The 24,598-nt window shown below is 65.3% G+C and carries 25 protein-coding genes and 1 riboswitch; of the genes, 11 read left to right on the top strand and 14 right to left on the bottom strand.

The annotated features are described in order from the left end of the window. The first annotated feature begins 232 nt into the window (after window positions 1–232). The 3 genes from PNI01S_RS21695 to nudC are packed head-to-tail and all read left to right on the top strand — an operon-like array spanning window position 233 to window position 3,600. Complete coding sequence (locus tag PNI01S_RS21695) at window positions 233–1,045, top strand: crotonase/enoyl-CoA hydratase family protein (RefSeq protein ID WP_084359082.1); 813 nt, start codon at window positions 233–235, stop codon at window positions 1,043–1,045. A 42-nt stretch (window positions 1,046–1,087) separates the two neighbouring features. Further along, the gene (locus tag PNI01S_RS21690) at window positions 1,088–2,761 is read left to right on the top strand and encodes a FimL-related protein (protein WP_084359080.1); all 1,674 of its coding nucleotides are present in this window, start codon (window positions 1,088–1,090) and stop codon (window positions 2,759–2,761) included. Further along, on the top strand, window positions 2,761–3,600 hold the full coding sequence (gene nudC, locus PNI01S_RS21685) for an NAD(+) diphosphatase (protein ID WP_084359078.1): 840 nt from the start codon (window positions 2,761–2,763) through the stop codon (window positions 3,598–3,600). The genes PNI01S_RS21690 and nudC overlap by 1 nt, the downstream gene beginning before the upstream one ends. A gap of 24 nt (window positions 3,601–3,624) precedes the next feature. On the opposite strand, the gene PNI01S_RS21680 is transcribed toward nudC, so the two are convergent. Beyond that, complete coding sequence (locus PNI01S_RS21680) at window positions 3,625–4,407, bottom strand: TSUP family transporter (protein WP_084359076.1); 783 nt, start codon at window positions 4,405–4,407, stop codon at window positions 3,625–3,627. Between the two features lie 158 nt (window positions 4,408–4,565). On the opposite strand from PNI01S_RS21680, the gene PNI01S_RS21675 reads away from it, so the two are divergent. Beyond that, complete coding sequence (locus PNI01S_RS21675) at window positions 4,566–5,210, top strand: hypothetical protein (RefSeq protein WP_037011890.1); 645 nt, start codon at window positions 4,566–4,568, stop codon at window positions 5,208–5,210. 89 nt (window positions 5,211–5,299) lie between these two features. Here PNI01S_RS21675 and PNI01S_RS21670 read toward each other — a convergent pair whose 3' ends face one another. From PNI01S_RS21670 to PNI01S_RS21655, 4 genes are all read right to left on the bottom strand, one after another. After that, a complete protein-coding gene (locus PNI01S_RS21670; protein WP_024763300.1) occupies window positions 5,300–6,067 on the bottom strand; it encodes an SDR family oxidoreductase in 768 nt (255 codons plus the stop codon). 28 nt (window positions 6,068–6,095) lie between these two features. Next, on the bottom strand, window positions 6,096–7,163 hold the full coding sequence (locus PNI01S_RS21665) for a phosphotransferase family protein (RefSeq protein ID WP_024763301.1): 1,068 nt from the start codon (window positions 7,161–7,163) through the stop codon (window positions 6,096–6,098). Between the two features lie 319 nt (window positions 7,164–7,482). Next, entirely contained in the window at window positions 7,483–7,794 is a 312-nt protein-coding gene (locus tag PNI01S_RS21660; RefSeq protein WP_017519529.1) for an SCP2 sterol-binding domain-containing protein, read from the bottom strand. 59 nt (window positions 7,795–7,853) lie between these two features. Next, entirely contained in the window at window positions 7,854–8,564 is a 711-nt protein-coding gene (locus PNI01S_RS21655; protein WP_024763302.1) for a histidine phosphatase family protein, read from the bottom strand. 211 nt (window positions 8,565–8,775) lie between these two features. Here PNI01S_RS21655 and sohB point away from each other — a divergent pair, with 211 nt between their 5' ends. Together sohB and PNI01S_RS21645 are read left to right on the top strand one after the other, a co-directional pair. After that, window positions 8,776–9,804, top strand: coding sequence for a protease SohB (sohB, locus tag PNI01S_RS21650; RefSeq protein WP_024763303.1), 1,029 nt, complete (start codon window positions 8,776–8,778; stop codon window positions 9,802–9,804). A gap of 73 nt (window positions 9,805–9,877) precedes the next feature. Then, window positions 9,878–10,870 (top strand): YhdH/YhfP family quinone oxidoreductase, encoded by a 993-nt coding sequence (locus PNI01S_RS21645; protein ID WP_054907709.1) that lies wholly within the window; start codon window positions 9,878–9,880, stop codon window positions 10,868–10,870. A gap of 21 nt (window positions 10,871–10,891) precedes the next feature. On the opposite strand, the gene PNI01S_RS21640 is transcribed toward PNI01S_RS21645, so the two are convergent. Continuing rightward, window positions 10,892–11,746 (bottom strand): alpha/beta hydrolase family protein, encoded by an 855-nt coding sequence (locus tag PNI01S_RS21640; RefSeq protein ID WP_037011894.1) that lies wholly within the window; start codon window positions 11,744–11,746, stop codon window positions 10,892–10,894. A gap of 11 nt (window positions 11,747–11,757) precedes the next feature. Then, entirely contained in the window at window positions 11,758–12,195 is a 438-nt protein-coding gene (locus tag PNI01S_RS21635; RefSeq protein WP_024763305.1) for a hotdog fold domain-containing protein, read from the bottom strand. A 123-nt stretch (window positions 12,196–12,318) separates the two neighbouring features. Between PNI01S_RS21635 and PNI01S_RS21630 the strand changes: the two genes are divergently transcribed. Beyond that, window positions 12,319–12,897, top strand: a complete 579-nt coding sequence (locus tag PNI01S_RS21630) for a TetR/AcrR family transcriptional regulator (RefSeq protein WP_024763306.1) — start codon at window positions 12,319–12,321, stop codon at window positions 12,895–12,897. 141 nt (window positions 12,898–13,038) lie between these two features. On the opposite strand, the gene PNI01S_RS21625 is transcribed toward PNI01S_RS21630, so the two are convergent. The 5 genes from PNI01S_RS21625 to PNI01S_RS21605 all read right to left on the bottom strand — a co-directional run bounded on the left by PNI01S_RS21625 (window position 13,039) and on the right by PNI01S_RS21605 (window position 17,823). Then, window positions 13,039–13,542 carry a DUF934 domain-containing protein gene (locus tag PNI01S_RS21625; RefSeq protein ID WP_054907707.1) on the bottom strand — a complete coding sequence of 168 codons (504 nt, stop codon included), beginning with the start codon at window positions 13,540–13,542 and terminating at the stop codon, window positions 13,039–13,041. Beyond that, window positions 13,526–15,184: a nitrite/sulfite reductase gene (locus PNI01S_RS21620; RefSeq protein ID WP_024763308.1), complete on the bottom strand. Its 1,659-nt coding sequence runs from the start codon at window positions 15,182–15,184 to the stop codon at window positions 13,526–13,528. The genes PNI01S_RS21625 and PNI01S_RS21620 overlap by 17 nt, the downstream gene beginning before the upstream one ends. A gap of 239 nt (window positions 15,185–15,423) precedes the next feature. After that, complete coding sequence (locus PNI01S_RS21615) at window positions 15,424–15,918, bottom strand: PaaI family thioesterase (protein WP_084359074.1); 495 nt, start codon at window positions 15,916–15,918, stop codon at window positions 15,424–15,426. A 315-nt stretch (window positions 15,919–16,233) separates the two neighbouring features. Further along, window positions 16,234–16,449 carry a DUF2970 domain-containing protein gene (locus PNI01S_RS21610; protein WP_024763310.1) on the bottom strand — a complete coding sequence of 72 codons (216 nt, stop codon included), beginning with the start codon at window positions 16,447–16,449 and terminating at the stop codon, window positions 16,234–16,236. A 48-nt stretch (window positions 16,450–16,497) separates the two neighbouring features. Next, window positions 16,498–17,823: an MATE family efflux transporter gene (locus tag PNI01S_RS21605; protein ID WP_024763311.1), complete on the bottom strand. Its 1,326-nt coding sequence runs from the start codon at window positions 17,821–17,823 to the stop codon at window positions 16,498–16,500. Between the two features lie 229 nt (window positions 17,824–18,052). Further along, a riboswitch (cyclic di-GMP riboswitch) is annotated at window positions 18,053–18,140 on the top strand. 121 nt (window positions 18,141–18,261) lie between these two features. Between PNI01S_RS21605 and PNI01S_RS21600 the strand changes: the two genes are divergently transcribed. From PNI01S_RS21600 to PNI01S_RS21585, 4 genes are all read left to right on the top strand, one after another. Then, window positions 18,262–18,861, top strand: coding sequence for a hypothetical protein (locus PNI01S_RS21600; RefSeq protein WP_084359072.1), 600 nt, complete (start codon window positions 18,262–18,264; stop codon window positions 18,859–18,861). Next, window positions 18,858–19,388, top strand: coding sequence for a GTP-binding protein (locus PNI01S_RS21595; protein ID WP_084359070.1), 531 nt, complete (start codon window positions 18,858–18,860; stop codon window positions 19,386–19,388). Before PNI01S_RS21600 ends, PNI01S_RS21595 begins: the two co-directional genes overlap by 4 nt. Before the next feature lie 32 nt (window positions 19,389–19,420). After that, a complete protein-coding gene (locus tag PNI01S_RS21590) occupies window positions 19,421–19,831 on the top strand; it encodes a roadblock/LC7 domain-containing protein (RefSeq protein WP_024763314.1) in 411 nt (136 codons plus the stop codon). Between the two features lie 71 nt (window positions 19,832–19,902). Continuing rightward, window positions 19,903–20,262, top strand: coding sequence for a hypothetical protein (locus tag PNI01S_RS21585; protein WP_024763315.1), 360 nt, complete (start codon window positions 19,903–19,905; stop codon window positions 20,260–20,262). Window positions 20,263–20,321: 59 nt separating this feature from the next. Here PNI01S_RS21585 and PNI01S_RS21580 read toward each other — a convergent pair whose 3' ends face one another. Both PNI01S_RS21580 and metH read right to left on the bottom strand, forming a co-directional pair. Continuing rightward, window positions 20,322–20,675: a 50S ribosome-binding protein YggL gene (locus PNI01S_RS21580; RefSeq protein WP_024763316.1), complete on the bottom strand. Its 354-nt coding sequence runs from the start codon at window positions 20,673–20,675 to the stop codon at window positions 20,322–20,324. A gap of 189 nt (window positions 20,676–20,864) precedes the next feature. Then, a complete protein-coding gene (gene metH, locus PNI01S_RS21575; RefSeq protein WP_084359068.1) occupies window positions 20,865–24,557 on the bottom strand; it encodes a methionine synthase in 3,693 nt (1,230 codons plus the stop codon). Window positions 24,558–24,598: the final 41 nt, after the last annotated feature.

Here is a 24,598-nt window from a genome sequence, read left to right as displayed (position 1 = left end):
CGTACCGGGCCTTGCTGCCAGATCAAGCACTTGCTGGCCGATCTGCGAGCCAGTTCCCGCCCGATGCCGTGGGCTGCGTCACAGACCACGGCATCGACTTTTAGTTTCGCCTTGTTATAGTGACGCGATTTCCAAAATCTGATTCCCAGCACGAATAAGAACTGTTGGCCCGGGCTCCAGCGGCACTGCGCCGCACCCAGACGAGAAGCAGGGCATACCCGAGGACATCCCCGTGAAAGAATACAAAGCCTTCCGCATCGAGCTGGCGGACAAGATCGCCCATGTGCAGATCAACCGTCCGGAAAAACTCAACGCGATGAATGCCGATTTCTGGAAGGAAATCATCGATATCTTCCAGTGGGCCGATGAAACGGATGAAGTCCGGGTAGTCGTCCTCAGCGGCGCCGGCAAGCACTTCTCCGCCGGTATCGACCTGGCGCTGCTGGCCCAGGCTGCCAGCCAGCTGGGCAAGGACGTCGGCCGCAATGCCCGCGCCCTGCGCAAGACCATCCTCCAGCTGCAGGGCTCCTTCAACGCCGTGGACAACTGCAGCAAGCCGGTCCTCGCGGCGATCCAGGGCTACTGCATCGGCGGCGGCATCGACCTGATCTCCGCCTGCGACATGCGCTACTGCAGCGCGGACGCGCAGTTCTCCATCAAGGAAATCGACATGGGCATGGCTGCCGACGTCGGCACCCTGCAGCGCCTGCCGCGCCTGATCGGCGACGGCATCATGCGCGAACTGGCCTACACCGGGCGCAACGTCAATGCCGAGGAAGCCCAGCGCATCGGCCTGGTCAACAACGTCTACCCCGACCACGCCTCGCTGTTCGACGGCGTGATGGAGCTGGCCCGGCAGATCGCCGCGAAGTCGCCGATCGCCATCCGCGGCACCAAGGAAATGATCGGCTACGCCCGCGACCACCGCGTCGAGGACGGCCTGGAATACATCGCCACCTGGAACGCCGCGATGCTGCAGTCCGCTGACCTGCAGGCCGCCATGATGGCGCACATGAGCAAGAAGACCGCCGAGTTCGCCGATTGATGTCCGTCCACTCTTCTTGCGCGCAGGAGGCGCACTAGGCCGATGGTTACTGGAGCCACGTCCCTCAGTCTGGTCCGCGACGAGCTGTTCGCCACGATGGAGGAGGCCGAGCAGAACCTCGAGCACTTCATCGCCGAGCGTCAGAACGGCAGCCTGCTGCAACATTCCGTCGATTGCCTGACACAGATTCGCGGCACGCTGAACCTGATCGAGCTGGCGGGTGCCGAGCTGCTGGCGCAGGAAGCGCTGGACCTGGCCACCGACATTCCCACCGGGGTCAGCGAAGACCGCGACGGCCAACTGGCTGCGCTCGGCAATGCGCTCTATGTGCTGCGCCGCTACCTGGAAAACCTCGAGGCGCACCGCCAGGAAATCCCCGAGCTGCTGCTGCCGGCGATCAACGACGTGCGCCAGGCCGCTGGCCAGCCCGCGCTGCCGGAGAGCTTCTTCTTCAGTGCGCGCCTGGACCTGCCGCGCCCGCTGCGTGCCGTTACCGCGCCGCAAGTGGACGACCCAGCGCGTGAAGTCCGCCGCTTGCGGCAGATGTATCAGGTCGGCCTGGTAGGGCTGATCCGCGAACAGAATCTCTATCCGAGCCTCAAGCTCATGGGCCGCGCGCTGGGCAAGCTCGACGTGCTGCTGGGCAGTGCCGCGCGCACCCGCCTGTGCTGGGTCGGCGCCGGCGCGCTGGAAGCGCTGGTCGACGCGCAGATGCTGCCGCGCAAGACGCGCAAGCTGGTGTTCTCGCGCCTGGATCGCGAGCTCAAGCAACTGATCGCCAACCCGCAGTACGAAGCGCCGCGGCAGTTGCTCAAGGAACTGCTCTATCTCACTACACTGGCGGACACCGGCGGCGTGCGCGCCACCGAGCTGCGCCAGGTGTTCGGCCTGGCACCGCTGCCGTTCACCGATCACCTGCTCGAAGACGAGTCGCAACGCCTGTCCGGCCCCGGCCAGTCGGTGATGCGTTCGCTGTCGGTGGCGATCCGCGAGGAGCTCACGGCGGTGAAGGACCAGCTCGACCTGATCGAGCGCGGCGTTTCCCAGGCCGATGCGCTGGGCATCCTGCACACCCAGTTGGGCAAGCTGGCCAAGACCCTGGGCATGGTGGGCCTGAATTCTGCCGCCACTTCGCTGCAGCACCAGCATGGCGTGGTCGCCGGCTGGGTCGCCAAGGGCGCGGTGGACGATCCGGCTGCGCTCAACGCGCTGGCCGACGCGCTGTTGTACGTCGAAAGCATGGTCGGCAACCTGGAGCGTGGCGAGCGCATGAGCGCGCGCCCGGCGCCGATGGGGGAGGACGATTCCTTCGCCGTTCATCAGCTCGCCGAAGCACGCATCGTGGTCATCGACGAGGCCCAGGCCGGCCTGGCCCTGGCCAAGCGCGCGATCACCGCGTACCTGGAATCCAACGGCGACAAGCTGCACCTGGCCAACGTCCCGATCAGCCTGCAGGCAGTGCGCGGCGGCCTGTGGTTCCTCGGCCAGGAGCGTGCGGCATTGCTCGTGGGTGCCTGTGCCGATTACATTCAGGGGCAGATGATCGAGACGACCCAGATGCCGTCCGAGCAGATGCTGGAAACCCTGGCCGATGCTCTGACCGGCCTGGAGTATTACCTGGAGGGTGGAGCCATGATGCGGCCTGAAGGCCAACCCGACGTCCTGGACGTCGCCAGCGAGAGCGTCAAGGCCCTGGGCCTGACGGTGGCTGCCTGATGCGTACCGGGCGTTGGGAATCCTCGATGTTCGAGGTGGCTCCGAACGGTGGTTGGGCGCTCGCCCATTGCCAGCAGCAGTTCCTTGCCGACAGCAACGGCGTGCTGTTCCCCCGTGACTGGCTCAAGCGCCAGGATCTTTCCGTGCTTTCCGAGCACGCCGTCGGGCAGTTCGATGGCGAGCCGGTGTACCTGCTGGAAGTCGATCGTACCGACCCGCTGGAGGGTGCCAGCTGGATCGGCCTGCGCCAATTCATGATGCAGGCCGAGGAAGACATCTTCGCCATGCTCGGCTTCGCCAGCCAGATCGGCATCTGGTGGCGGCAGAACCGCTTCTGCGGCAGCTGCGGGCAGCCCAATCAGTGCATGCCCCGCGACCGCGCCATGCAGTGTGAAAGCTGCGGCATCCAGCGTTACCCGCTGCTGTCGCCGAGCATGATCGTGCTGGTGACCCGTGGCGATGAGGTGTTGCTGGCCCGTTCGCCGCGCTTTGTGCCGGGGATGTACAGCACCCTGGCGGGTTTCGTCGAGCCGGGCGAGTCGGTGGAGCACTGCGTCGCGCGCGAAGTGCGCGAAGAGGTGGGCGTCGAGATCGGCAATATCCGCTACATGGGCAGCCAACCCTGGCCGTTCCCGCATTCGCTGATGTTTGGCTACCACGCCGAGTACGTCAGCGGCGAGATCGTCATGCAGCCGGACGAGATCGAGGATGCCCGCTGGTTCCACGTCGACGAGCTGCCGCGCCTGCCGGCCGAGCGCTCCATCGCCCGCTACCTGATCGAGGTCTACCTGGCACGCCGCGCCGGTCGTCCCGATCCCGTCCTGCCCGGCGGCGCCTGACTCCAGGCGCCGTATCGGCCGACTTCAGGCCGCGGCAGTGAACCAGTGCTGCCAGGCCAGGCGCACGGTCAGCGCCAATACCACCAGGATGAACACCGGGCGGATGAACTTGGCGCCGCCGCCAATCGCCGTGCGCGCGCCGAAGTAGGCGCCGACCATCAGCGAGCTGCCCATGCACAGCCCCAGCAGCCAGACCACCTGGCCCGAGGCGATGAACACCGCCAGCGCAACGATATTGCTGACGAAGTTCATGCTGCGCGCCACGCCGCTGGCGCGTACCAGGTCCAGCGGGTACATCAGCAGCGTGCTGACGGTCCAGAAGGCGCCGGTGCCGGGCCCGGCCACGCCGTCGTAGAAGCCCAGGCCCAGGCCCTGCGGCCACTGCCGGCCCTGGGCGATCTGCGGGTTGGCGTCCAGCGGCGCTTCGGGCGTCTTGCCGAACAGCAGGTACAGGCCACAGCCGAACACCACCACCGGCAGCATGCGGTTCAGCCATTCCGCCGGCATCAGGTGCGCGGCCCAGGCGCCGAGCGCTGCACCGATGGCGGTGGCGATCAGCCCTTTGCGCCACTGGCGCGGCTGGAACAGTTTGCGGCGGTAGAAGGTATAGCTGGCCACGGCGGCGCCAAAGGTCGAGCTGAGCTTGTTGGTGCCCAGCGCCAGGTGCGGCGGGACGCCGGCGGTGAGCAGGGCAGGGATGGTCAGCAGGCCACCGCCGCCGGCAATGGCGTCGATGAAACCGGCGAGGAAGGCGACGCCGGCGAGGATGATGAGGGTGGTCGGGTCTACGACGAGTTCGAAGGGCATTGGGTTCGCCTTGATCAGGGGCCCGTCCAGCCACTCTTTTGTAAAGAGCGGGTGGCATAGGAAACGTTAACGGACCCGAAAGCTGCGACGGTCTGGCTGGCCGCGCAGGTACGCGGTGCGCATAATGCCGGCAATTCTACGAGGAAGGAAATCATTCGATGCAGTACGACGGTCTGGCCTGGGTCGTTGCCATCCTGGCGCTGTTGGCCCTGGCGGTAGCCGCCCGAATCCTGTTCGACCGTCACTGGTTCCTCGGCTGGTTGCGCGGTACGGCGGGAATGCTGTTCGTGGCCTTGGCCGCGTTGGTGGCGCTGGTGGCCTGGGACCTGCGCAGCTATGACGCGCTGCCGGCAGAGCGGCCGCTGGCGACCCTGAGCTTCCACAAGGTCGGCGAGCAACGCTATGACGTGACGCTGCTGCAGGGCGACGAGGAGCGTCGCGTGGAGCTGGCCGGCGACCTCTGGCAACTGGATGCGCGGGTACTGGAGTGGAAAGGCCTGGCACGGCTGATCGGCATGGCGCCCGGTTATCGCCTGCAGGATCTGTCCGGCCGCTTCCTGGCGGTTGAGCAGCAGTCCCTCGGGCGCAAGGTGTCGCTGGTTTCCGATGCGCCGGGGATCGACCTCTGGCGCTGGCTGCGCGATGGCCAGCACGATCTGCTGACCTTCGTGCCGAAAGCCGGGCGGGTGAATTATCTGCCAATGGCCGACCAGGCGGTATTCGCGGTGCGCTATGGCGCGGGTGGGTTGACCGCCGAGCCGATGAATGCGGCGGCGAACCAAGCGCTCAAGGAGTGGCAGTAGCCGCTTTTCTATAGGAGCGAGCCTGCTCGCTCCTGCAAAAAGCAGAAAAGGGAGCCGGATGGCTCCCTTTCTTGTTTCCGCGATAGCGCTCAGGCGAGGAAGCCGCCGTCCACGTTCAGCGTCACGCCGGTGGTGTAGCTGGAGGCATCGCTGGCGAGGTACAGCACGGCGCCGGCCATTTCGCTCGGGTCGGCTACGCGCTTGAGCGGGATGCGCTGCAGGGCAACGTTGCGGATGGCATCGTTGCTCACCAGGGCCGAAGCGAACTTGGTGTCGGTCAGGCCCGGCAGCAGGGCGTTGCAGCGGATATTGAACTGCGCGCATTCCTTGGCGAAGACCTTGGTCATGCTGATCACGGCGGCCTTGGTCACCGAATAGATGCCCTGGAACTCGCCCGGGGTAACGCCGTTGACCGAGGCAACGTTGATGATGCTGCCGCCACCGTTGGCCTTCATCAGCTTGCCGCCTTCGATGGACATGAAGTAGTAGCCGCGGATGTTCACGTCGACGGTCTTCTGGAAGGCCGACAGGTCGGTGTCCAGCACGTTGCAGAACTGCGGGTTGGTAGCGGCGTTGTTGACCAGGATATCCAGGCGGCCGAACTGCTCGCGGATCTGCGCGAAGACGGCCTGGATCTGCTCCATTTCACCGATGTGGCAGGCAATCGCGGTGGCCTTGCCGCCGGCGGCGACGATCTCGTCAGCCACGGCCTGGCAGCCGTCAATCTTGCGGCTGGAGACGATCACGTGGGCGCCCTGTTGGGCCAGCAGCTTGGCGATGGCCTCGCCGATGCCGCGGCTGGCGCCGGAGACGAAGGCGATCTTGCCATCGAGGTCGAACAGTTGGGTCTTGGACATGGGGAGTTCTCCTTATTCTTTAGCGCCGTTACAGGCGAGACTTGCCGATGACCTGCAGGCTCACCTGTTCCAGCAGCTTGTTGGCGTGGATGAAGGTGGCGAAGCGCTTGTCCTGGGTCTGGCCGTGGAAGAAGCGGTAGTAGATCTGCTGCATGATGCCGGCCAGGCGGAACAGGCCGTAGGTGTAGTAGTAATCGAGGTTGTCGATCTGGATGCCGGCGCGCTCGGCGTAGTAGTCGGCGAATTGCTGGCGCGTGAGCATGCCCGGCTCGTGGCTGGGCTGGCGGCGCAGCATCTGCATCGGCTGCGGGTCGCCCGCTTCGATCCAGTAGGCGAGGGTGTTGCCCAGGTCCATCAGCGGGTCGCCGAGGGTGGTCATCTCCCAGTCGAGCACGCCGATGATCTGCATCGGGTTGTTCGGGTCGAGGATGACGTTGTCGAAGCGGTAGTCGTTGTGGACGATGCCCGGCTTGTGGTGGTCGGCCGGCATCTTCTCGCGCAGCCATACCTTCACCTGTTCCCAGGCCGGCGCATCGGGGGTCAGGGACTTCTCGTAGCGATCGATCCAGCCGCCGATCTGGCGCTGCACGTAGCCCTCGGGCTTGCCCAGGTCACCCAGGCCGCAGGCGTTGTAGTCGACGTTGTGCAGGTCGACGAACTTATCGATGAAGCTCTTGCACAGCGCGGTGGTCTGCGCCGCGTCGAGGTTGAGTTCCTTGGGCAGGTCGCTGCGCAGGATGATGCCGTTGACCCGTTCCATGACGTAGAACTCGGCGCCGATCACCGATTCGTCGGTGCAGTAGGCGTACGCCTTGGGGCAGTAGGGGAAGCCGTCCCTGAGCTGGTTCAGGATGCGGTATTCGCGGCCCATGTCGTGGGCGGACTTGGCCTTCTTGCCGAACGGCGGGCGGCGCAGGACCAGCTCCTGGTTGTCGTACTGGATCAGGTAGGTCAGGTTCGACGCGCCGCCGGGGAACTGGCTGATGCGCGGCTGGCCCTGCAGGCCGGGAATGTGGTCCTTGAGGTAGCCGTCGATCACGGCGGCGTCGAGTTCTTCACCTTCGCGGGAGCGGATGGTCTGGTCGGTCAACGACATGCTGGTCCCTTCTTGTACTGGGCTTGTACGGGTCATCGCACCGCAGCGAGAGCGGCGGGCAAGGGTGGCGCGCAAGGTGGCGTCGTGCTCTTGCCTGATGGGTTGCGGCAGAATCAGGCAAAGCAATGATGGCGCCGGGTGATCATTGGCTAATCTAATGTCGACGTCTGCCGCTCACAAGCACGGCGGGACGTTATTGGCGTCCGTGTTGCACCCCGATCAAGCTGCCTGATTCGCGGGCCGGAGCGGGGCGCGGGCATAAAAAAACCGGAGCCAGGGACTCCGGTTTTTCGTGCTGCGCGGGTAGGTTTGCCTCGGATCAGACCGGGAACAGTTCGCCCAGCTTCATCGCCAGCATCATGTCGCCTTCGGCGCGCAGCTTGCCGGCCATGAAGGCCTGCATGCCGTCGGTTTCGCCGCTGGTGATGCCCTTGAGGGTCTCGCTGTCCATGATCAGGGTGACGTTGGGGGACTCGGCGTCGCCCTGTACCACTTCGCAGGTACCGTCCTTGACGACCAGGTAGTGGTTGTCGCCGTCTTCGATGTTGAACTGGAACACCAGATCCAGGCCGGCGGCCGCGCTGGCGTTGAACTTGCTCTTCATGGTGGAAACGATGTCAGCAACACTCATGGTTCTATTCCTTTTCTAGGTTTTCTCGCGCGGCGCTCGGCGCCGCATTGGGCCGGTACTCAACGATAGGTGATGAGTTCCGGCGCCCTCAACAGTTCCAGATGCACGTGACTGTTGAAGGAAGCCAGGGCCACTTCGCTGCCGCGGAACTTCAGGCGGTTGAGCGAAGTGTTGACGATCTGCCAGTTGAGCTCGAAGGCGTTCAGCGCCGGAATGCCGGTCACCTGCTGGAGCACCGCGGTGATGGTGCCGCCGGAGGTGAACACGCCGATGTTGTCCTTGCCGCTGGCCGACTCCAGCAGGCGCTTGAGGCCGCCGTGCACGGTGTCGAGGAACTCGGCCCAGCTGACCAGGCCGTCCTTGTCGTGATCGCCGGAAACCCAGCGGGCGATCACGGTGGAGAACAGGCGCTGGAACTCGGCGCGGTGGTCGGCGGCGTTGCGCAGGATGTGCAGCGCCTGCGGTTCGATCTCCAGCAGGTCCGGCAGGTGGGCGCGGATCACTGCGTCGGCTTCGAATTCGTTGAAGGCGGAATCGATTTCCAGGGTGGGCGTATCGATCCCGGCCTCGTTCAGCCGGCCCATCACCGCTTCGGCGGTGTGGCGCTGACGGCGCAGGTCGCCGGCGACGCAGCGGTCGAAACGCAGGCCGAGGCTGGCCAGGTGCTCGCCGAGGATTTGCGCCTGGCGCACGCCGGTGTCCGAGAGCACATCGTAGTCGTCGGCACCGAATGAAGCCTGGCCATGTCGAATCAGGTAGATGCTTCCCACGCGCGCGGTCCCGGCAGGGCTGAAAGTTCCGGCGAGGTTATGAGGATCACCTGGGGCTGTCAACGAAAAAACATACGCTTGTTTGAATGCTATTCGCTGGACTGATACAGCGCTTTGCCAGCGCTGGTGGCGGGCCGGCGGCGTGGGTATGCTTGCGGGATTCACAGCGCTTGTCACGCGTGCGCGTACAGAATTGTAAAAGGGGATGTGAGTGGAGTTTCTAGCGGATTACGCGGGTTTCCTGGCCAAGACCTTCACCGTGGTGGTGGCCATCGTCATCGTCCTGGTGGTGATCGCCGCTCTGCGCGGCCGCGGCCGTCGTGGCGGCAGCGGGCACCTGGAGGTGCACAAGCTCAACGACTTCTACAAGGAACTGCGCGAGCGCCTGCAGCACAGCGTGCTGGAGAAGGCCAAGCTCAAGGCCCTGCGCAAGTCCGAGGCGAAAACGCTGAAGGAAGCGAAAAAGAAGAAGGGCGGCGAGAAGAACCGCGTCTACGTGCTCGACTTCGATGGCGACATCAAGGCCTCGGCCACCGAGCAACTGCGCCATGAAGTGACTGCGCTGCTGACCCTGGCTACCCCGCGTGACGAAGTGGTACTGCGCCTGGAGAGCGGCGGTGGCATGGTCCATGGCTACGGCCTGGCTGCTTCCCAGCTGGCACGCATCCGCCAGGCCGGCGTGCCGCTGACCGTCTGCGTCGACAAGGTCGCGGCGAGCGGCGGCTACATGATGGCCTGCATCGGCGAGCGCATCCTCTCCGCACCCTTCGCCATTCTCGGCTCCATTGGCGTAGTGGCGCAGCTGCCCAACATCCATCGTCTGCTGAAGAAGCACGACGTCGATTTCGAAGTGCTCACCGCCGGCGAGTACAAGCGCACCCTGACCGTGTTCGGCGAGAACACCGAGAAGGGCCGGGAGAAGTTCCAGGAAGACCTGGAAACCACCCACGAGCTGTTCAAGCGTTTCGTCGTCCACTACCGCCCCCAGCTGGCCATCGACGAGATCGCCACCGGCGAGGTCTGGCTGGGCCAGGCGGCGCTGGGCAAGAAACTGGTCGACGAGCTGAAGACCAGTGACGAATACCTGGCCGAACGCGCCCGTGAGGCGGATGTCTACCAGCTCAGTTATGTGCAGAAGAAGTCCATCCAGGAGCGCTTCGGCGTCGGTGTCAGCGGCGTGATCGATCGCGTGCTGGTGACCTGGTGGGACCGCCTGGGTCGCAGCCGTTTCTGGCAGTGACTCTTCTGGCAATGATTGGGCGTCGGGCGCCGGGATCGCGCCCGTTTATCGAATTCGAAAGAGGAGGGTCGAGATGAGTGCATTCAAGGCGTTGTGGGTCACGGAGAGCGCGCATGGCGTGCATGACCTGCAGGTGGCCGAGCGGCAGGTTGCCGATCTGCCGGCGGGTGAGGTGCTGGTGCGGGTGAAGTATTCCTCGCTCAACTACAAGGATGCGCTGTCCGCCAGCGGCAACCGTGGCGTCACCCGCAAGTACCCGCACACTCCCGGCATCGACGCCGCCGGCGTGGTGGAAGAGTCCTCGGTGGGCGAATTCGCCGCCGGCGATGAAGTCATCGTCACCGGCTATGACCTGGGCATGAACACCCCGGGCGGCTTTGGCCAGTACATCCGCGTGCCTGCCGCCTGGCTGATCAAGCGCCCGCAGGGCCTGTCGCTGCGCGAATCGATGATCCTCGGCACCGCCGGCCTGACTGCCGCGCTGTGCGTCGACAAGCTCGAGCGCGCCGGCCTGACGCCGTCCGCCGGCCCCATCCTGGTCACTGGCGCCACCGGCGGCGTGGGCAGCATCGCGGTGATGCTGCTGGCGCAACTGGGCTACACCGTGGCTGCCGCCACCGGCAAGCTGGAACAGGCCGAGCTGCTGAACCGCCTTGGCGCGCGGCAGATTCTCGACCGTGCCACTGTCTCCGACGGAGTCGACAAGCCGCTGCTGCGCGAGCAGTGGGCCGGCGCGGTGGACACCGTGGGCGGCGACATCCTGTTCAACGTGGTCAAGTCGCTGCAGTATGGCGGCAGCGTCGCCTGCTGCGGCCTGACCGCCGGCGCCGCGTTCAAGGCCACCGTGCTGCCGTTCATTCTACGCGGCGTGAACCTGCTGGGCGTGGACTCGGTAGAGCTGCCGCTGGTGGTCAAGGCTTCCATGTGGGACAAGCTGTCCCTGCAATGGAAGCTCGACAACCTCGAAGCAGCCGTCCGCGAGGTCAAGCTCGATGACCTGCCGGCCGCCATCCACCAGATCCTGGCCGGCAAGCTGGTGGGCCGGGTGCTGGTCAACCTGGATTGATGCCCGTGCCGGGCCTGGGTGTCAGCCCAGGTCCGGCAACAGGTAATCCGCCCACAGCGAATCGGCGAACTGGCTTCTGAAAAAGCCGAAGTGGCCAATGCGCTTCACGCCGATATCCTCCGGCGCGATTCTCTTCAGCGTCTTCGGCGAGCCACGGTAGAAACCGTGCAGCGACTCGGTATTGCGCCCGGACATCATCTCGTCGTCGGTGAAAGAGATGGAGGTAATCGGTGTGCTCACCGAGGAATACGCCTCGCGCACCGCGCCGCCTTCCGCGCCCACCGAGTACTCCGGGTCCAGGCACCAGCGCCGCCATTGCTCGATCACCCCGCGTGGCAGGTCGCCGACCACGCCCAGGCGCTTGCCGGGGAAGTAGCCCAGCAGCGGCGTGATCGTCGGTGCCAGCAGGTACCAGAGCAGCCAGGCCTTGTGCCGCAAGCCCTTGGTGTTCTCGCGCCAGTAGCCGCTGCCGGTGGCAATGGTGAAGGCGCGGTGGATGCGCTCGGTACCCCGCACGAAGGGCAGTATCTGCCCGCCGAGGCTGTGGCCGATCCAGTACACCGGCAGCTCGCCGGCCGCGGCGACTACGGCATCGAGCATGGCGCTGCAGTCGTGGTTGCCCCAGGCGAGGATGTCGACGTCCAGATCACGCAGGGAGCCGGCGCGGGATTTACCCATGCCGGCATAGTCGAAGGTGACTGTCAGGTAGCCGCGCTCGGCCAGCCAGTTGGCGAAGGCCGTGTAGAAGCGCTGCTCGACGCCCATGGCAGGAACGATCAGCACCGCTCCGCGGGCTTCGCCGGGTGGGTAGTACCAGTGGCTGGAGAGGCTTTGGCCATTGCCGTTGTCCAGCGGGCGGGGAAGCGGTGTGATCATGGCGCGGTCCCTCAGGCCTGACTGATGTACATGGTGATGTCGGCGCGGAAGACCTTCTTGTCACCGACGTAGGCGAGCACCGGGACGATGACGTCGCCTTCCTGATTCCAGTCCACGGCACGGCCATCGGCCACGGCGCGTACGTCGCCGTCGGCCTTGGCCAGGTATTCCACGGTCATGCCGCGGGGAATCCAGCGGCGGCCCTTGGGGATCGACACGTCGGTCATGGTCCCGGCGGCCAGTTCGGCAGCGTTGCACAGGGCGATGGCGTGCACGGTGCCGATGTGGTTGAGCACTTCGCGGCGCTTGGGGAAGGTCACTTCCGCGTAGCCTGGGCGCAGTTCGACGAACTGCGGGGCGATGCTGGCGAAGTAGGGGGCGACCTGGCCGATCATGGCGCTGAACTGCGCGGGGCCGGCCTGCTGGTACATTTGCATCATCTGACTCATGGCAACTCCGGGGCAAAGCGGATTGAAGATGGATGCGCGCCCAGGCAGTATACGAAGACTAGAAATTAATTCTAGAAAAATATTCTAGAATTATGTTCGAGCGGTTTTTCCAACAGGAACCCCATGGCCCGACCTTCCCGCAAAGACGACATCCTCCAGGCCGCGCTGGCCTGCTTCAGCGAATCCGGCGTGGATGCCACCACCATCGAGATGATCCGCGACCGCTCCGGCGCCAGCATCGGCAGCCTCTATCACCATTACGGCAACAAGGAACGCATCATCGGCGCGCTCTACCTCACAGGCGTTGGCCAGTACGCGGCGCTGCTGGACGCCGGAATCGAGGAGGGCATGAGCGCGGAGGCCTGCGTGAAGCTGTTCGTCACCTGCTACGTCGATTGGGTGGCGGCCAACCCGGAGTGGGCGCGTTTCATCCTGCACAGCCGAGGCCGCGTCGAAGCGGGAGAGGTGGGTGAGGCGTTGCGCGAGGCCAACCGCGAACAGGGTCGCCGCATTGCCGGGCTGCTCTCCGAGCACCGCAAGGCCGGGGCGTTCAAGGAACTCGCACCGGAGCTGTTCAATTCGGTGGTGATCGGCCCGAGCCAGGACTACGCGCGCAACTGGCTGGCCGGGCGCACGCGGGTGGACCTGATCGATTGTCGCGATCAGTTGGCGCAGATTGCCTGGGAGAGCGTTCGCGCTTGAGTGTGGCCTCCCTGTAGGAGCGAGCTTGCTCGCGAACGGATTTGCCGGCGGCACTGAAGCTGGGGGTTCGCGAGCAAGCTCGTTCCTACGAAGAGCCAAAGAAAAAACCCCGCGATGCGGGGCTTTTTCATATCGGCCAGATCAGGCCAGCTGGCGGCGACGGAACAGCGGTTGCGGCTGGGTCACCGAGGTCTGGTAGACCTCGCTGAAGTCGTCCAGGCCCGCCAGCGCTGCTTGCGGATCGCGGTCGGCGCGGATGGCGTAGGCGTCGAAGCCACAGCTCTGCATGAAGAACAGCTGGTCACGCAGGACATCGCCGATGGCGCGCACTTCGCCCTTGTAGCCGAAGCGCTCGCGCAGCAGGCGCGCGGTGCTGAAGCCGCGGCCGTCGGTGAAGGCCGGGAAGTTCACGGCGATCACCTGGAAGTTGTCCAGGTCGCCGGCGATGGCTTCGGGCTCTTCGTCCGCATCCAGCCAGACGCCCAGGCCGCCGTCGCGACCGCGCAGGGCAGGGCCGTGTTCCAGCCACAGGTTCAGCGGGATGATCACGTCGTCGCAGTTGGGCACGGTTTCCAGGGTCGCGTCCTTGGGCAGCAGGTGCCAGCGGTCGTCGACGACCTCGCGGTGTTTAATGATTCGCTGCATATACGCGCTCCTTGAAGGGGTCGATGCCGATGCGACGGTAGGTATCGAGGAAACGTTCCTCTTCGGTGCGCTGTTCCACGTAGACCTTGATGATCTTCTCGATCACGTCGGCCATCTGCTCCTGGGCGAAGGACGGGCCGAGGATCTGCGCCAGGCTGGCGTCGCGGCTGGCGCTGCCGCCGAGGGAGACCTGGTAGAACTCCTCGCCCTTCTTGTCCACGCCGAGGATGCCGATGTGGCCGACGTGGTGGTGGCCGCAGGCGTTCATGCAGCCGGAGATGTTCAGGTCGATGGCGCCGATGTCGAACAGGTAGTCCAGGTCGTCGAAGCGACGCTGGATGGCTTCGGCCACCGGGATCGACTTGGCGTTGGCCAGGGAGCAGAAGTCGCCGCCCGGGCAGCAGATGAGGTCGGTCAGCAGGCCCACGTTCGGGGTGGCGAAACCGTTCTCGCGCAGTTCGCCCCAGAGGGTGAACAGCTGAGCCTGCTCGACGTCGGCGAGGATGATGTTCTGGTTATGGCTGTTGCGCACTTCGCCGAAGCTGTAGCGGTCGGCCAGGTCGGCGACCACGTCCAGCTGCTTGTCGGTGATGTCGCCGGGCGCCACGCCGGTGGGCTTGAGCGACAGGGTCACGGCGACATAGCCGGGCTTCTTGTGGGCGAAGGTGTTGCGGCTACGCCAGCGGGCGAAGCCGGGGTTCTCGGCGTCGAGCTGGGCGAGGGCGGCGTCCTGGTTTTCCAGGGCCTGGTAGGCCGGGTCGACGAAGTGCGCGGCCACGCGCTGCAGCTCGGCGTCGGTCAGGGTGCTCGGGCCGTCCTTCAGGTTCGCCCATTCGGCGTCGACCTTCTGGGCGAAGACTTCCGGCGTCAGCGCCTTGACCAGGATCTTGATGCGCGCCTTGTACTTGTTGTCCCGACGGCCATAGCGGTTGTACACGCGCAGGATGGCGTCCAGGTAGGACAGCAGGTGCTTCCACGGCAGGAATTCATTGATGAAATTGCCGACGATCGGGGTACGACCCAGGCCGCCACCGACAGAGACGCGGAAGCCCAGCTCGCCGGCTTCGTTCTGCACCGCTTCCAGGCCGATGTCGTGCACCTCGATGGCGGCACGGTCGCTCACGGCGCCGTTGACGGCGATCTTGAACTTGCGCGGCAGGTGGGCGAATTCGGGGTGGAAGGTCGACCACTGGCGGATGATCTCGCACCAGGGGCGCGGATCGACCAGCTCGTCATGGGCGACGCCGGCGAACTGGTCGGTGGTGGTGTTGCGGATGCAGTTGCCGCTGGTCTGGATCGCGTGCATCTGCACGGTGGCCAGCTCGGCGAGGATTTCCGGCACGTCTTCCAGTTCCGGCCAGTTGTACTGGACGTTCTGGCGGGTACTGATGTGCGCGTAGCCCTTGTCATAGTCGCGGGCGATCTGCGCCAGCTTGCGCACCTGCCGGGAGGACAGCAGGCCGTAAGGCACGGCCACGCGCAGCATGGGCGCATAGCGCTGGATGTACAGGCCATTCTGCAGACGCAGCGGGCGGAATTCCTCGCCGGTCAGTTCGCCCGCCAGGTAGCGGCGGGTCTGATCGCGGAACTGCTTGACGCGATCCTCTACGATCCTTTGATCGTATTCGTCATATACGTACATGAATCATCCTGCTGTCAGGCTATAGCGCTCAGGGCGTACTGCGTTTCCCAGCGCGCACGGCAACGCGCTCCACGCGGAGTGGGGCGCACGATACCAGTTCGGGAATATGCGCAAAAGTGATGTTTGAGTATATGGCGAGAACTTTCGGATCTAAGCCGCGCCAGGCCTGAATCACGGGTCTGGCCGCGGCTTGCACGGGCACCTGTGTGCGGCTGCGCTTAGTGCTTTTTATGCCGTGATCAGGCTTCGCGGCCGTGGGCGGCATCGCGCAGTTGCGAGGTGTCGACGCGGACGAAGATCGAGTCGCCAACACAGGTCAGCACATCGCCGGCATAGACCTCGCAAATGATCCGGCTTTTGCGGCCGACTTCGCCCTCGACATGGGCCTTGAGGGTCAGCGGCACGCCCATGGGTGTCGGCTTGATGTACTTGATGCCCAGGTTACCGGTGACGCAGTCGATGCGCGGCAGGCTGCCCGGCTCGCGGCCCTCGGCGCGGTAGTGATAGGCCATGGCGGTCCAGTTGGAGTGGCAGTCCACCAGCATCGCGATCAGGCCGCCGTAGACCAGCTCCGGCCAGCCGCAGTACTTGGCCTCGGGCAGGTGCTCGGCGACGACGTGGATGCCGTCCTCGTGCCAGCGGCTCTTGATGTGCAGCCCGTGCGGGTTGCTGCCGCCGCAGCCATAGCAGACGCCTTCCGGCGCGACGGTGTCCTGTAGCGATACCAGGTTCATTACTGTTCCTTGCTCTTGTCGTTGTGCTTGTCTAGCAGCCAAGCCTAACGGCTTTCGAAGCGGGGCGGGAGTAGCGGGGCGGGCGGAGCTGGTCTTAACTGGTGGTGTGGTCCTTCAGCCAATAACGAGAAGATGGGGGAAGCATGAGCGAAGAAACGTCGAACAAGACCAGCGATAGCGTCGTCGATGCCCGCGCCGCATTCATCCTGATCCTGCTGGTGGTCGCGACCGCCGTGTTCTGGGTCAGCCATCAGTGACAGCGGTGCCGGCGGGCCGTCCTGCGGCCCGCTGGTACCAAACGCCCCGCCGCCTGTCCTACAGCCCGGCGAAATGCAGCACCAGCTGCACCAGCCCGTACAGCAGCAGCACGAAGATCAGCGTGAAGAGAATGCCCATGGCGATGAAGTGACTGGGCTTGCCGTGGGTGAAGTCGCGTGCGCGGTTGCGCCCGCTCTGCACGCCGAAGGCTGCGGCCAGCACACTGTGCAGCATCTGCCAGAAGGTCGGCGGCTTGTTCTGTTGCTCGTCCATCGTTGGTCCTCCCTTTGCCTGCAAGCCTAGCTCCTGCGCTAGCGAACGCTAGAGTTCGATCTGCGTCCATTGGCGCTTCTGCCACATCACCGCGAAGATCGCCGAAGCCATCCCGCGCTGGAGAATCTGCATGCTCCAGATCGCCAGCAGACCACCGCCCAGCACCGGGCCGACCAGGTAGGCCAGCGGCAGGAAGAACAGCCACTGGTTGCCCAGGCTGACCGCCATCACCGTGCGCACGGCGCCCGCGCCCAGCAGCGCCTGGGTCAGCACCAGCGCCGTGGCGTCGATCACCATGCCCATGCCGGTGAGCATCAGCGGCACGCGGCCCAGTTCGATCAGCGCAGGGTCGCTGACGAACAGCCGCAGAATGGCCTCGGAGAATATCCAGAACGGCGCACCCAGCAGCGCCAGCCCACAGGCCGCCACCTTCACGACGTCCCAGCCCCAGCGGTGCGCGCTGTCGAAGTCGCGCTCGCCCATGCTCTGGCTGACCAGCGTGGTCGCCGCCATGCCCAGGCCGACGCCGGGCAGGATCAGGAACAGCGCCAGGTTGATCAGCACGTGGGCCACCGCCAGCTCGCGGGTGCCGACCTGGGCGATGATCCAGAACAGCAGGGTGATGCCGGCGGCGAAGAAGAACTGCTGCAGCGAGTTGGGCAGTGACAGGCGCAACAACGTGCGGACGTCGCGCTCGCTCGGCAGGCGCGGGTGGCAGCCTTGGGCGCGCGCATCGCGCCAGGTGATCCAGGCGTAGATCAGCGAGCCGATGTACAACGCCAGCGTGGTGCCCAGGCCGCTGCCCACTGCGCCCATGCGCGGCAGGCCGAACAGGCCGTGGATCAGGCTGTAGCTGATCGCCGCGTTGGCCAGGTGCATGACCACCAGGGTGCGCATGTACATGCCTGATCGCCGGGTGCCGTTCCAGTAGCCCCGGAAGGAGAAGTTCAGGCCCACGGCGAGCACCGACAGCGCGCGCCATTCGAAGTAGGGGATGCCGACCGCCAGCACCTCCGGATCATGAGACAGCGCGCGAATGATGGGCTCGGCGAACAGCAGGCAGATCAGCGTGATCGGCAGCGACAGGCCCAGCGCGACCAGCAGCCCGCAGTTCAGCGGCGCGGCCAGTTCGCCGCTGCGACCTTCGCCCCGCCGGCGGGCCACCAGCGCCTGTACGCCGGCGCCCAGACCCATCACCAGGGAGATGGCGACGAAGTTGGCGTAGCTGCCGATTCCGACCCCGGCGAGGGATTTCTCCCCCAGGTGGCCGACCATGGCTGCATCCACCAGGTTGAGCAGGCTCTGGCTGAGCATGCCGCCGATGATCGGCAGGCCCAGGCTGAGAATGTTCTGGAACCTCTGGCGCTCTAGCATGGCGTCTCGGGGCAGTGAATTCCGGCTTGTTGTGGACATCCGGCGGGCCGTGCCGGTGAGGCGCCGCTGTGGGAAATCCTAGCCGAAGGGCAGGCTTCCTGTTCCCTTTTGGGGCGGAATATGCCTACGAACATTGCGAAGTTGTTCCGGTGATATTTCCGATGTTTGTGTGAGGTCTGTCACGTTTTTTCGGCTTGGCGAACGAAAGCGGCGTACTACGCTGAATTTCAATTGACCAGGGCAAACCTGTGCGAAAGCCAGGGACGCAAAGCCACCGATCTAACGCCCGCAAGGGCCATGACCGCGGGGTTGCCAAGCCGGCCGGACGTTCGTCCGCGCCCTCTGCGAGCTTGTGCTCGGCATCCTCCTACGTCCCGGTGAGCCGCCTGATCAACCCGAGCAGGTTGATGGTGTTTGTTGGCCAAAGGGAGCGCGCCGATGAATCAGCCGTACCAGCTTCAGTACACCTACGGGTTCGCCCGGATGGCGTTGCGTGATCAGGTGGTGTTCAAGTCCATCGTCGGCCTGCTCAGTGGTCGCACCTTGGCGAGCTGGGCGTATGTCGAGGGTCCCGCCGACCTGCTGGTGGAGGGGGAGGAGGGCGCGCCGCGGGTGCGGTTGCGCACGGCCGAGGGTGAGCCGCTCTGGGTGCACTGGCCGCTGCGTGCCAGCGAGGTATTCGATTGCCTGGAACGTGCCGCTCGCGCCATCGGCCAGAGGCCGGCGCAGTCCGCGGGTGAAGCCCTGCGCCTGAAGCACTGGCCGGCCGCGTCACTGCTCAACGGTGATCACCGCTACGTCCGGCTGGCCACGCTGCTTTGTGCAAGGACCATGAGCCTGGACGAGCTTTGCGAGCGCTCCGGCGTGCCGCGCCACGTGGCGGAGAGCTTCGTCCGCCTGATGGCCTCCCATGAAATGTTCCAGCCCGGCGAGGCCCTGCCTGCGCCGGCCGAACAACAGGCTGCCGCTCCCGTCGGCCTGCTGGCGCGCATCCGTCGCAGCCTCGGCCTTGGCGGTGCTTCGGAGGCCGGCCGATGAGGGAATACAAGATCCTCTTCACCGGCACCATGGGCGCGGGCAAGACCACCGCCATCGCCGCGATCAGCGACATCGAGCCGGTCAGCACCGACGTGCAGAACAACGATCCCAGCCTGGACAAGGCGCGCACCACAGTCGGCCTGGACTATGGCGAGGTGGTGATCGGACCCGATGAGCGCCTGCGCCTGTATGGCACGCCCGGTCAGGCGCGCTTTGCCTTCATGTGGAGCATCCTCGCGCGCGGAGCGCTGGGGCTGGTGATCCTGATCGACAACTCGCGGCCCGATCCGCTGGGCGACCTGCAGGTTTACCTCCACGGCTTTGCCGACTGCATCGCCGGTGCGCCCTGTGTCATCGGCGTCGGGCGTCTGCCAGGGCATCCCGCGCCCGGCCTGGATGACTACGCTGCCGCGCTGGCTAGGGCCGGCCACAGCTTCCCAGTCATCGAGGTGGACGTACGTGAGGCAGAGCAGGTGCGCATGCTGCTCGACCTGCTCCTGCTGCAACTGGAATGCACGGCGGCCTGAAGCCTGACGTTTGCAACCGACTGGAGTCGACCATGGAACACGCCTTGACGAGCTTGCCGGAAAGACTGCGGAACGACGCCGAGCAGGCGTTGGATGAGCTCGGCGCCAGCCTGGGGCGGCTGAGCGCGGCGGTGATCGCCACCACCGACGGCTTCGAGGTGGCCTCCCGTGCCGGCAAGGGGCTGGAGGTTTCCAAGCTGGCCGCCATGGCCTGCTCGATTTCGGCCCTCGGCGCCATGGTCGGCCAGGAGAGCGAGGTCGGCCCGCACCAGAACGTGATAGTCGAGGCCAGCGAGGGCTACATCGTCATCGTCGACATACCGCATCCGAGCCATCCGATGATCCTCAACCTGGTCGCCGATCGCGAGGAGATGCTTGGCCAGGTGCTCTATCAGGCCAAGCGAACGGCAACCCGGCTGGCGGATCTGTCGCTGGCCGGCTGAGACAAAAGGCTTCGCGGCGCGCGCGGTCGCGGGGCCCCTATAACAGGACGCGCACTCAAGGAGTAATCGCTATGGCAGCACTGCAACAATCGCTGGACGAACTGCTGAACCTGGATGGTGCCCTGGCGTCGGCCGTGGTGGATGCCAAGAGCGGCATGCTGCTCGGGCAGGCAGGAGGCGGCGTGGACCTGGAACTGGCGGCGGCGGGCAACACCGAAGTGGTTCGCGCCAAACTCAAGACCATGAAGTCTCTGGCGCTCAACGACGTGATCGAGGACATCCTCATCACCCTCGGCCGGCAGTACCACATCATCCGCCCGATGGCGAAGCACGAAGGGGTGTTCATGTACTACGTGCTGGACAAGGTGAAAGCCAACCTGGCGCTGGCGCGGCGCAAGTTGCAGGAGGTGGAGGGGCAGATGGCGATCTGAGGTGAGCTGATGGACGTGGGCGGGCGGGGAGGCCCGCCCACGCTTTGCACAAGGAGTGCTTACTCCTCGAACAGGCCGTGCCAGCAGTCGCTCAGCTCGCCCAGTTCGAAGGATTTCACCCAGGACTGCTTTTCCAGCCACAGGCGAGTGGTCTCGCGGTCGGCCTCGGTCAGGCTACCGACGTCGTTCAGGCACAGGTAGCCGGTGAACTCGCCGTCTTCGGTGGCGCCGCCGACGAAGACCCAGCCTTCGGATTCGACGAAGGCGATCCACTGGTCGAGCACGTCATCCAGGTCGCCGGTGTAGTTCACTTCGAGGCTGAAGCCGAACTCCTGGAACTCGCCCAGGCGCAGCTTCTTCAGCAGGCGGCGTTTGCGAGGCTTGGCCATTTGTTCGGGGGTGAGGTATTTCATCTGTGACTCTCTCTTCAGCGGAAGCCTGGCGGGTGGCCGGCTTCGATCCGTTGTGCCCTGGGGGTGCCCAGGATGCCGGGATTATCCCGCATCTGCGCAGGATATGCAGCGACGCTTTTCCCCAGGCCGCGGACCTGCCTGACGAAACCGCCGCGCCGGGCGGGCCCGGCTGCGGCGTGGGGCGTCAGATCAGTTGTCGTAGCCCAGGTTCGGCGACAGCCAGCGCTCGCTGGTGCTGATTTCCTGGTCCTTGCGCGCGCTGTAGCGTTCGATCTGGTCCCTGTCGAGCTTGCCGACGGCGAAGTACTGCGCCTGTGGATGGGCGAAGTACCAGCCGCTGACGGCGGCGGCCGGGAACATGGCGTAGTGCTCGGTCAGGGTCACGCCGGACAGACCGTCCGGGTCGAGCAGCTTGAACAGCGTGCCTTTCTCGGTGTGGTCCGGGCAGGCCGGGTAGCCGGGCGCCGGACGGATTCCGACGTACTGCTCCTTGATCAGCGCCTCGTTGTCCAGGTGCTCCTCGGGCTGGTAGCCCCAGTATTCCTTGCGCACGCGCTCGTGCAGCCACTCGGCGCAGGCTTCGGCGAGGCGGTCGGCCAGGGCCTTGACCATGATCGCGCTGTAGTCGTCGCCCTTGGCCTCGTAGGCCTTGGCCACTTCCTCGGCGCCGATGCCGGCGGTGGTGATGAAGCCGCCGACGTAGTCCTTTACGCCGCTGTCCTTCGGCGCGACGAAGTCGGCCAGGCTGAAGTTCGGCTTGCCGTCGGGCTTGATGGTCTGCTGGCGCAGGTGGTGCAGGGTGGCCAGCTTGTGGCCGTCGTCACCGTAGACCTCCAGGTCGTCGTGGTGCACCTGGTTGGCCGGCCAGAAGCCGAAGACGGCCTTGGCGCGAATGAGCTTCTCGCCGATCAGCTTCTTCAGCATCGCCTGGGCGTCGTTGAACAGGCTGGTCGCCGCTTCGCCCACGACTTCGTCGGTGAGGATGCGCGGGTACTTGCCGGCCAGGTCCCAGGAGATGAAGAACGGCGTCCAGTCGATGTACTCGGCCAGCACGTTGAGGTCGATATCATCCAGCACCTTGACGCCGGTGAAGCTCGGCACCGGCGGCTGGTAGCCGGCCCAGTCGAACTGCGGCTTGGCGGCGATGGCCTGTTCGTAGCTCAGGCGCTCGGTGCGTGCGCTGCGGTTGGCGGTGCGTTCGCGCACTTCCGCGTACTCTTCGCGCAGCTTGCGGGCGTACTCGGGCTTCATTTCCTTGGACAGCAGCGTGGTCGCCACGCCCACCGCGCGGGAGGCGTCGGTGACGTAGACCACCGCGTCGTTGCTGTACTGCGGGTCGATCTTCACCGCGGTGTGCGCCTTGGAGGTGGTGGCGCCACCGATCAGCAGCGGCAGGCTGAAGTTCTGTCGCTGCATTTCCTTGGCGACGTGGACCATCTCGTCCAGCGACGGGGTGATCAGGCCGGACAGGCCGATGATGTCGCACTTCTGCTCGCGGGCGGTCTGCAGGATCTTCTCCGCCGGGACCATCACGCCCAGGTCGACGATGTCGTAGCCGTTGCAGCCCAGTACCACGCCGACGATGTTCTTGCCGATGTCGTGCACATCGCCCTTCACCGTGGCCATGAGGATCTTGCCCTTGGCCTCGGGCTTGTCGCCTTTTTCCGCTTCGATGAAGGGAATCAGGTGCGCCACGGCCTGCTTCATCACGCGGGCGGATTTCACCACCTGCGGGAGGAACATCTTGCCGGCGCCGAACAGGTCGCCGACCACGTTCATGCCGGACATCAGCGGGCCTTCGATGACCTCGATGGGGCGCGCGCACTTCTGCCGGCACTCCTCGGTGTCCTCGACGATGAAGGTGGTGATGCCCTTGACCAGCGCGTGCTCCAGGCGCTTCTCGACGCTGTGGCTGCGCCACTCTTCGTCTTCCACTTCCTTGACCGCGCCGCCGCCCTTGTAGTTGTCGGCGATGGCCAGCAGCGCCTCGGTGGCGTCCGGGCTGCGGTTGAGCACCACGTCCTCGACCTTGTCGCGCAGCTCCTGCGGGATCTCGTCGTAGATCTCCAGCTGGCCGGCGTTGACGATGCCCATCGTCAGGCCGTTCTGGATCGCGTAGTAGAGGAACACCGAGTGGATCGCCTCGCGCACCGGGTTGTTGCCACGGAACGAGAACGACACGTTGGACACCCCGCCCGAGGTCAGTGCGTAGGGCAGGTTGTCGCGGATGTAGGCGCAGGCCTCGATGAAGTCGACCGCGTAGTTGTTGTGTTCCTCGATGCCGGTGGCGACCGCGAAGATGTTCGGGTCGAAGATGATGTCTTCCGGCGGGAAGCCCACTTCGTTGACCAGGATGTCGTAGGAGCGCTGGCAGATTTCTTCCTTGCGCGCCTGGGTATCGGCCTGGCCGGCTTCGTCGAAGGCCATCACCACCACGGCGGCGCCGTAGCGCTTGCACAGGCGGGCGTGGTGCTTGAACGGCTCGACGCCTTCCTTCATGGAGATGGAGTTGACGATGCCCTTGCCCTGGATGCACTTCAGGCCGGCTTCGATCACCTCCCACTTGGAGGAGTCGATCATGATCGGCACGCGGGAGATGTCCGGCTCGGAGGCGATCAGGTTGAGGAACTTCACCATGGCCGCCTTGGAGTCGAGCATGCCCTCGTCCATGTTGATGTCGATCACCTGGGCGCCGGCTTCCACCTGCTGCTGCGCCACTTCCAGCGCTTCGGCGTAGTTCTCCTCGCGGATCAGCCGGGCGAACTTGGCCGAGCCGGTGATGTTGGTGCGCTCGCCGACGTTCACGAACAGCGAGCTGCGGTCTATGGTGAACGGCTCCAGACCAGACAGCCGGCAGGCCTTGGGAATCTCGGGGATGGCGCGCGGCGGGTACTTGGCCACGGCCTTGGCGATGGCCTCGATGTGGCCCGGCGTGGTGCCGCAGCAGCCGCCGATGATGTTGAGGAAGCCGGAGGAGGCGAACTCTTCCACGACCACCGCCATTTCCGCCGGGGTCTCGTCGTACTCGCCGAAGGCGTTCGGCAGGCCGGCGTTGGGGTGGGCGGAGACGTGGGTGCCGGCCTTGGTGGCCAGTTCTTCCAGGTAGGGGCGCAGCTCTTTGGCACCGAGGGCGCAGTTCAGGCCGACGGAGATCGGGTTGGCGTGGCGCACCGAGTTCCAGAAGGCCTCGGTGGTCTGGCCGGACAGGGTACGGCCGGAGGCGTCGGTGATGGTGCCGGAGATCATGATCGGCAACTCGACGCCCAGCTCTTCATAGACGCCCTGCACGGCGAAGATTGCGGCCTTGGCGTTGAGGGTGTCGAAGATGGTCTCGATCAGGATCAGGTCCGCGCCGCCCTCGATCAGGCCGCGGGTGGATTCGCTGTAGTTCTCCACCAGTTCGTCGAAGGTGACGTTGCGGAAGCCGGGGTCGTTGACGTCCGGGGAGATCGAGCAGGTGCGGCTGGTCGGGCCGAGGACGCCGGCGACGAAGCGCGGGCGGTCCGGGGTTTCGGCGGTCTTGGCGTCCGCCACTTCGCGGGCCAGGCGCGCGCCCTCGACGTTCATCTCGTAGGCCAGCTCCTGCATGTCGTAGTCGGCCTGCGACACGCGGGTGGCGTTGAAGGTATTGGTCTCGAGGATGTCGGCGCCGGCATCGAGGTAGGCCTTCTCGATGGCCTGGATGACGTCCGGGCGGCTGAGCAGCAGCAGGTCGTTGTTGCCCTTCACGTCGCTCGGCCAGTCGGCGAAGCGCGCGCCACGGTAGTCTTCCTCCTGCAGCTTGTAGCTCTGGATCATGGTGCCCATGCCGCCGTCGAGGATCAGGATGCGCTCCTTGAGGGCTTGCTGGAGGGCTTGCAGGCGTGCGGCACGGTCGATCATTGGAATACCTGGGGGAAAAGGGCGTGGCGAAAGGTCGCTGA

It is taken from the genome of Pseudomonas nitroreducens NBRC 12694, assembly GCF_002091755.1.
Classification (GTDB): domain Bacteria; phylum Pseudomonadota; class Gammaproteobacteria; order Pseudomonadales; family Pseudomonadaceae; genus Pseudomonas; species Pseudomonas nitroreducens.
This window is presented reverse-complemented; position numbering and strand designations above follow the sequence as displayed.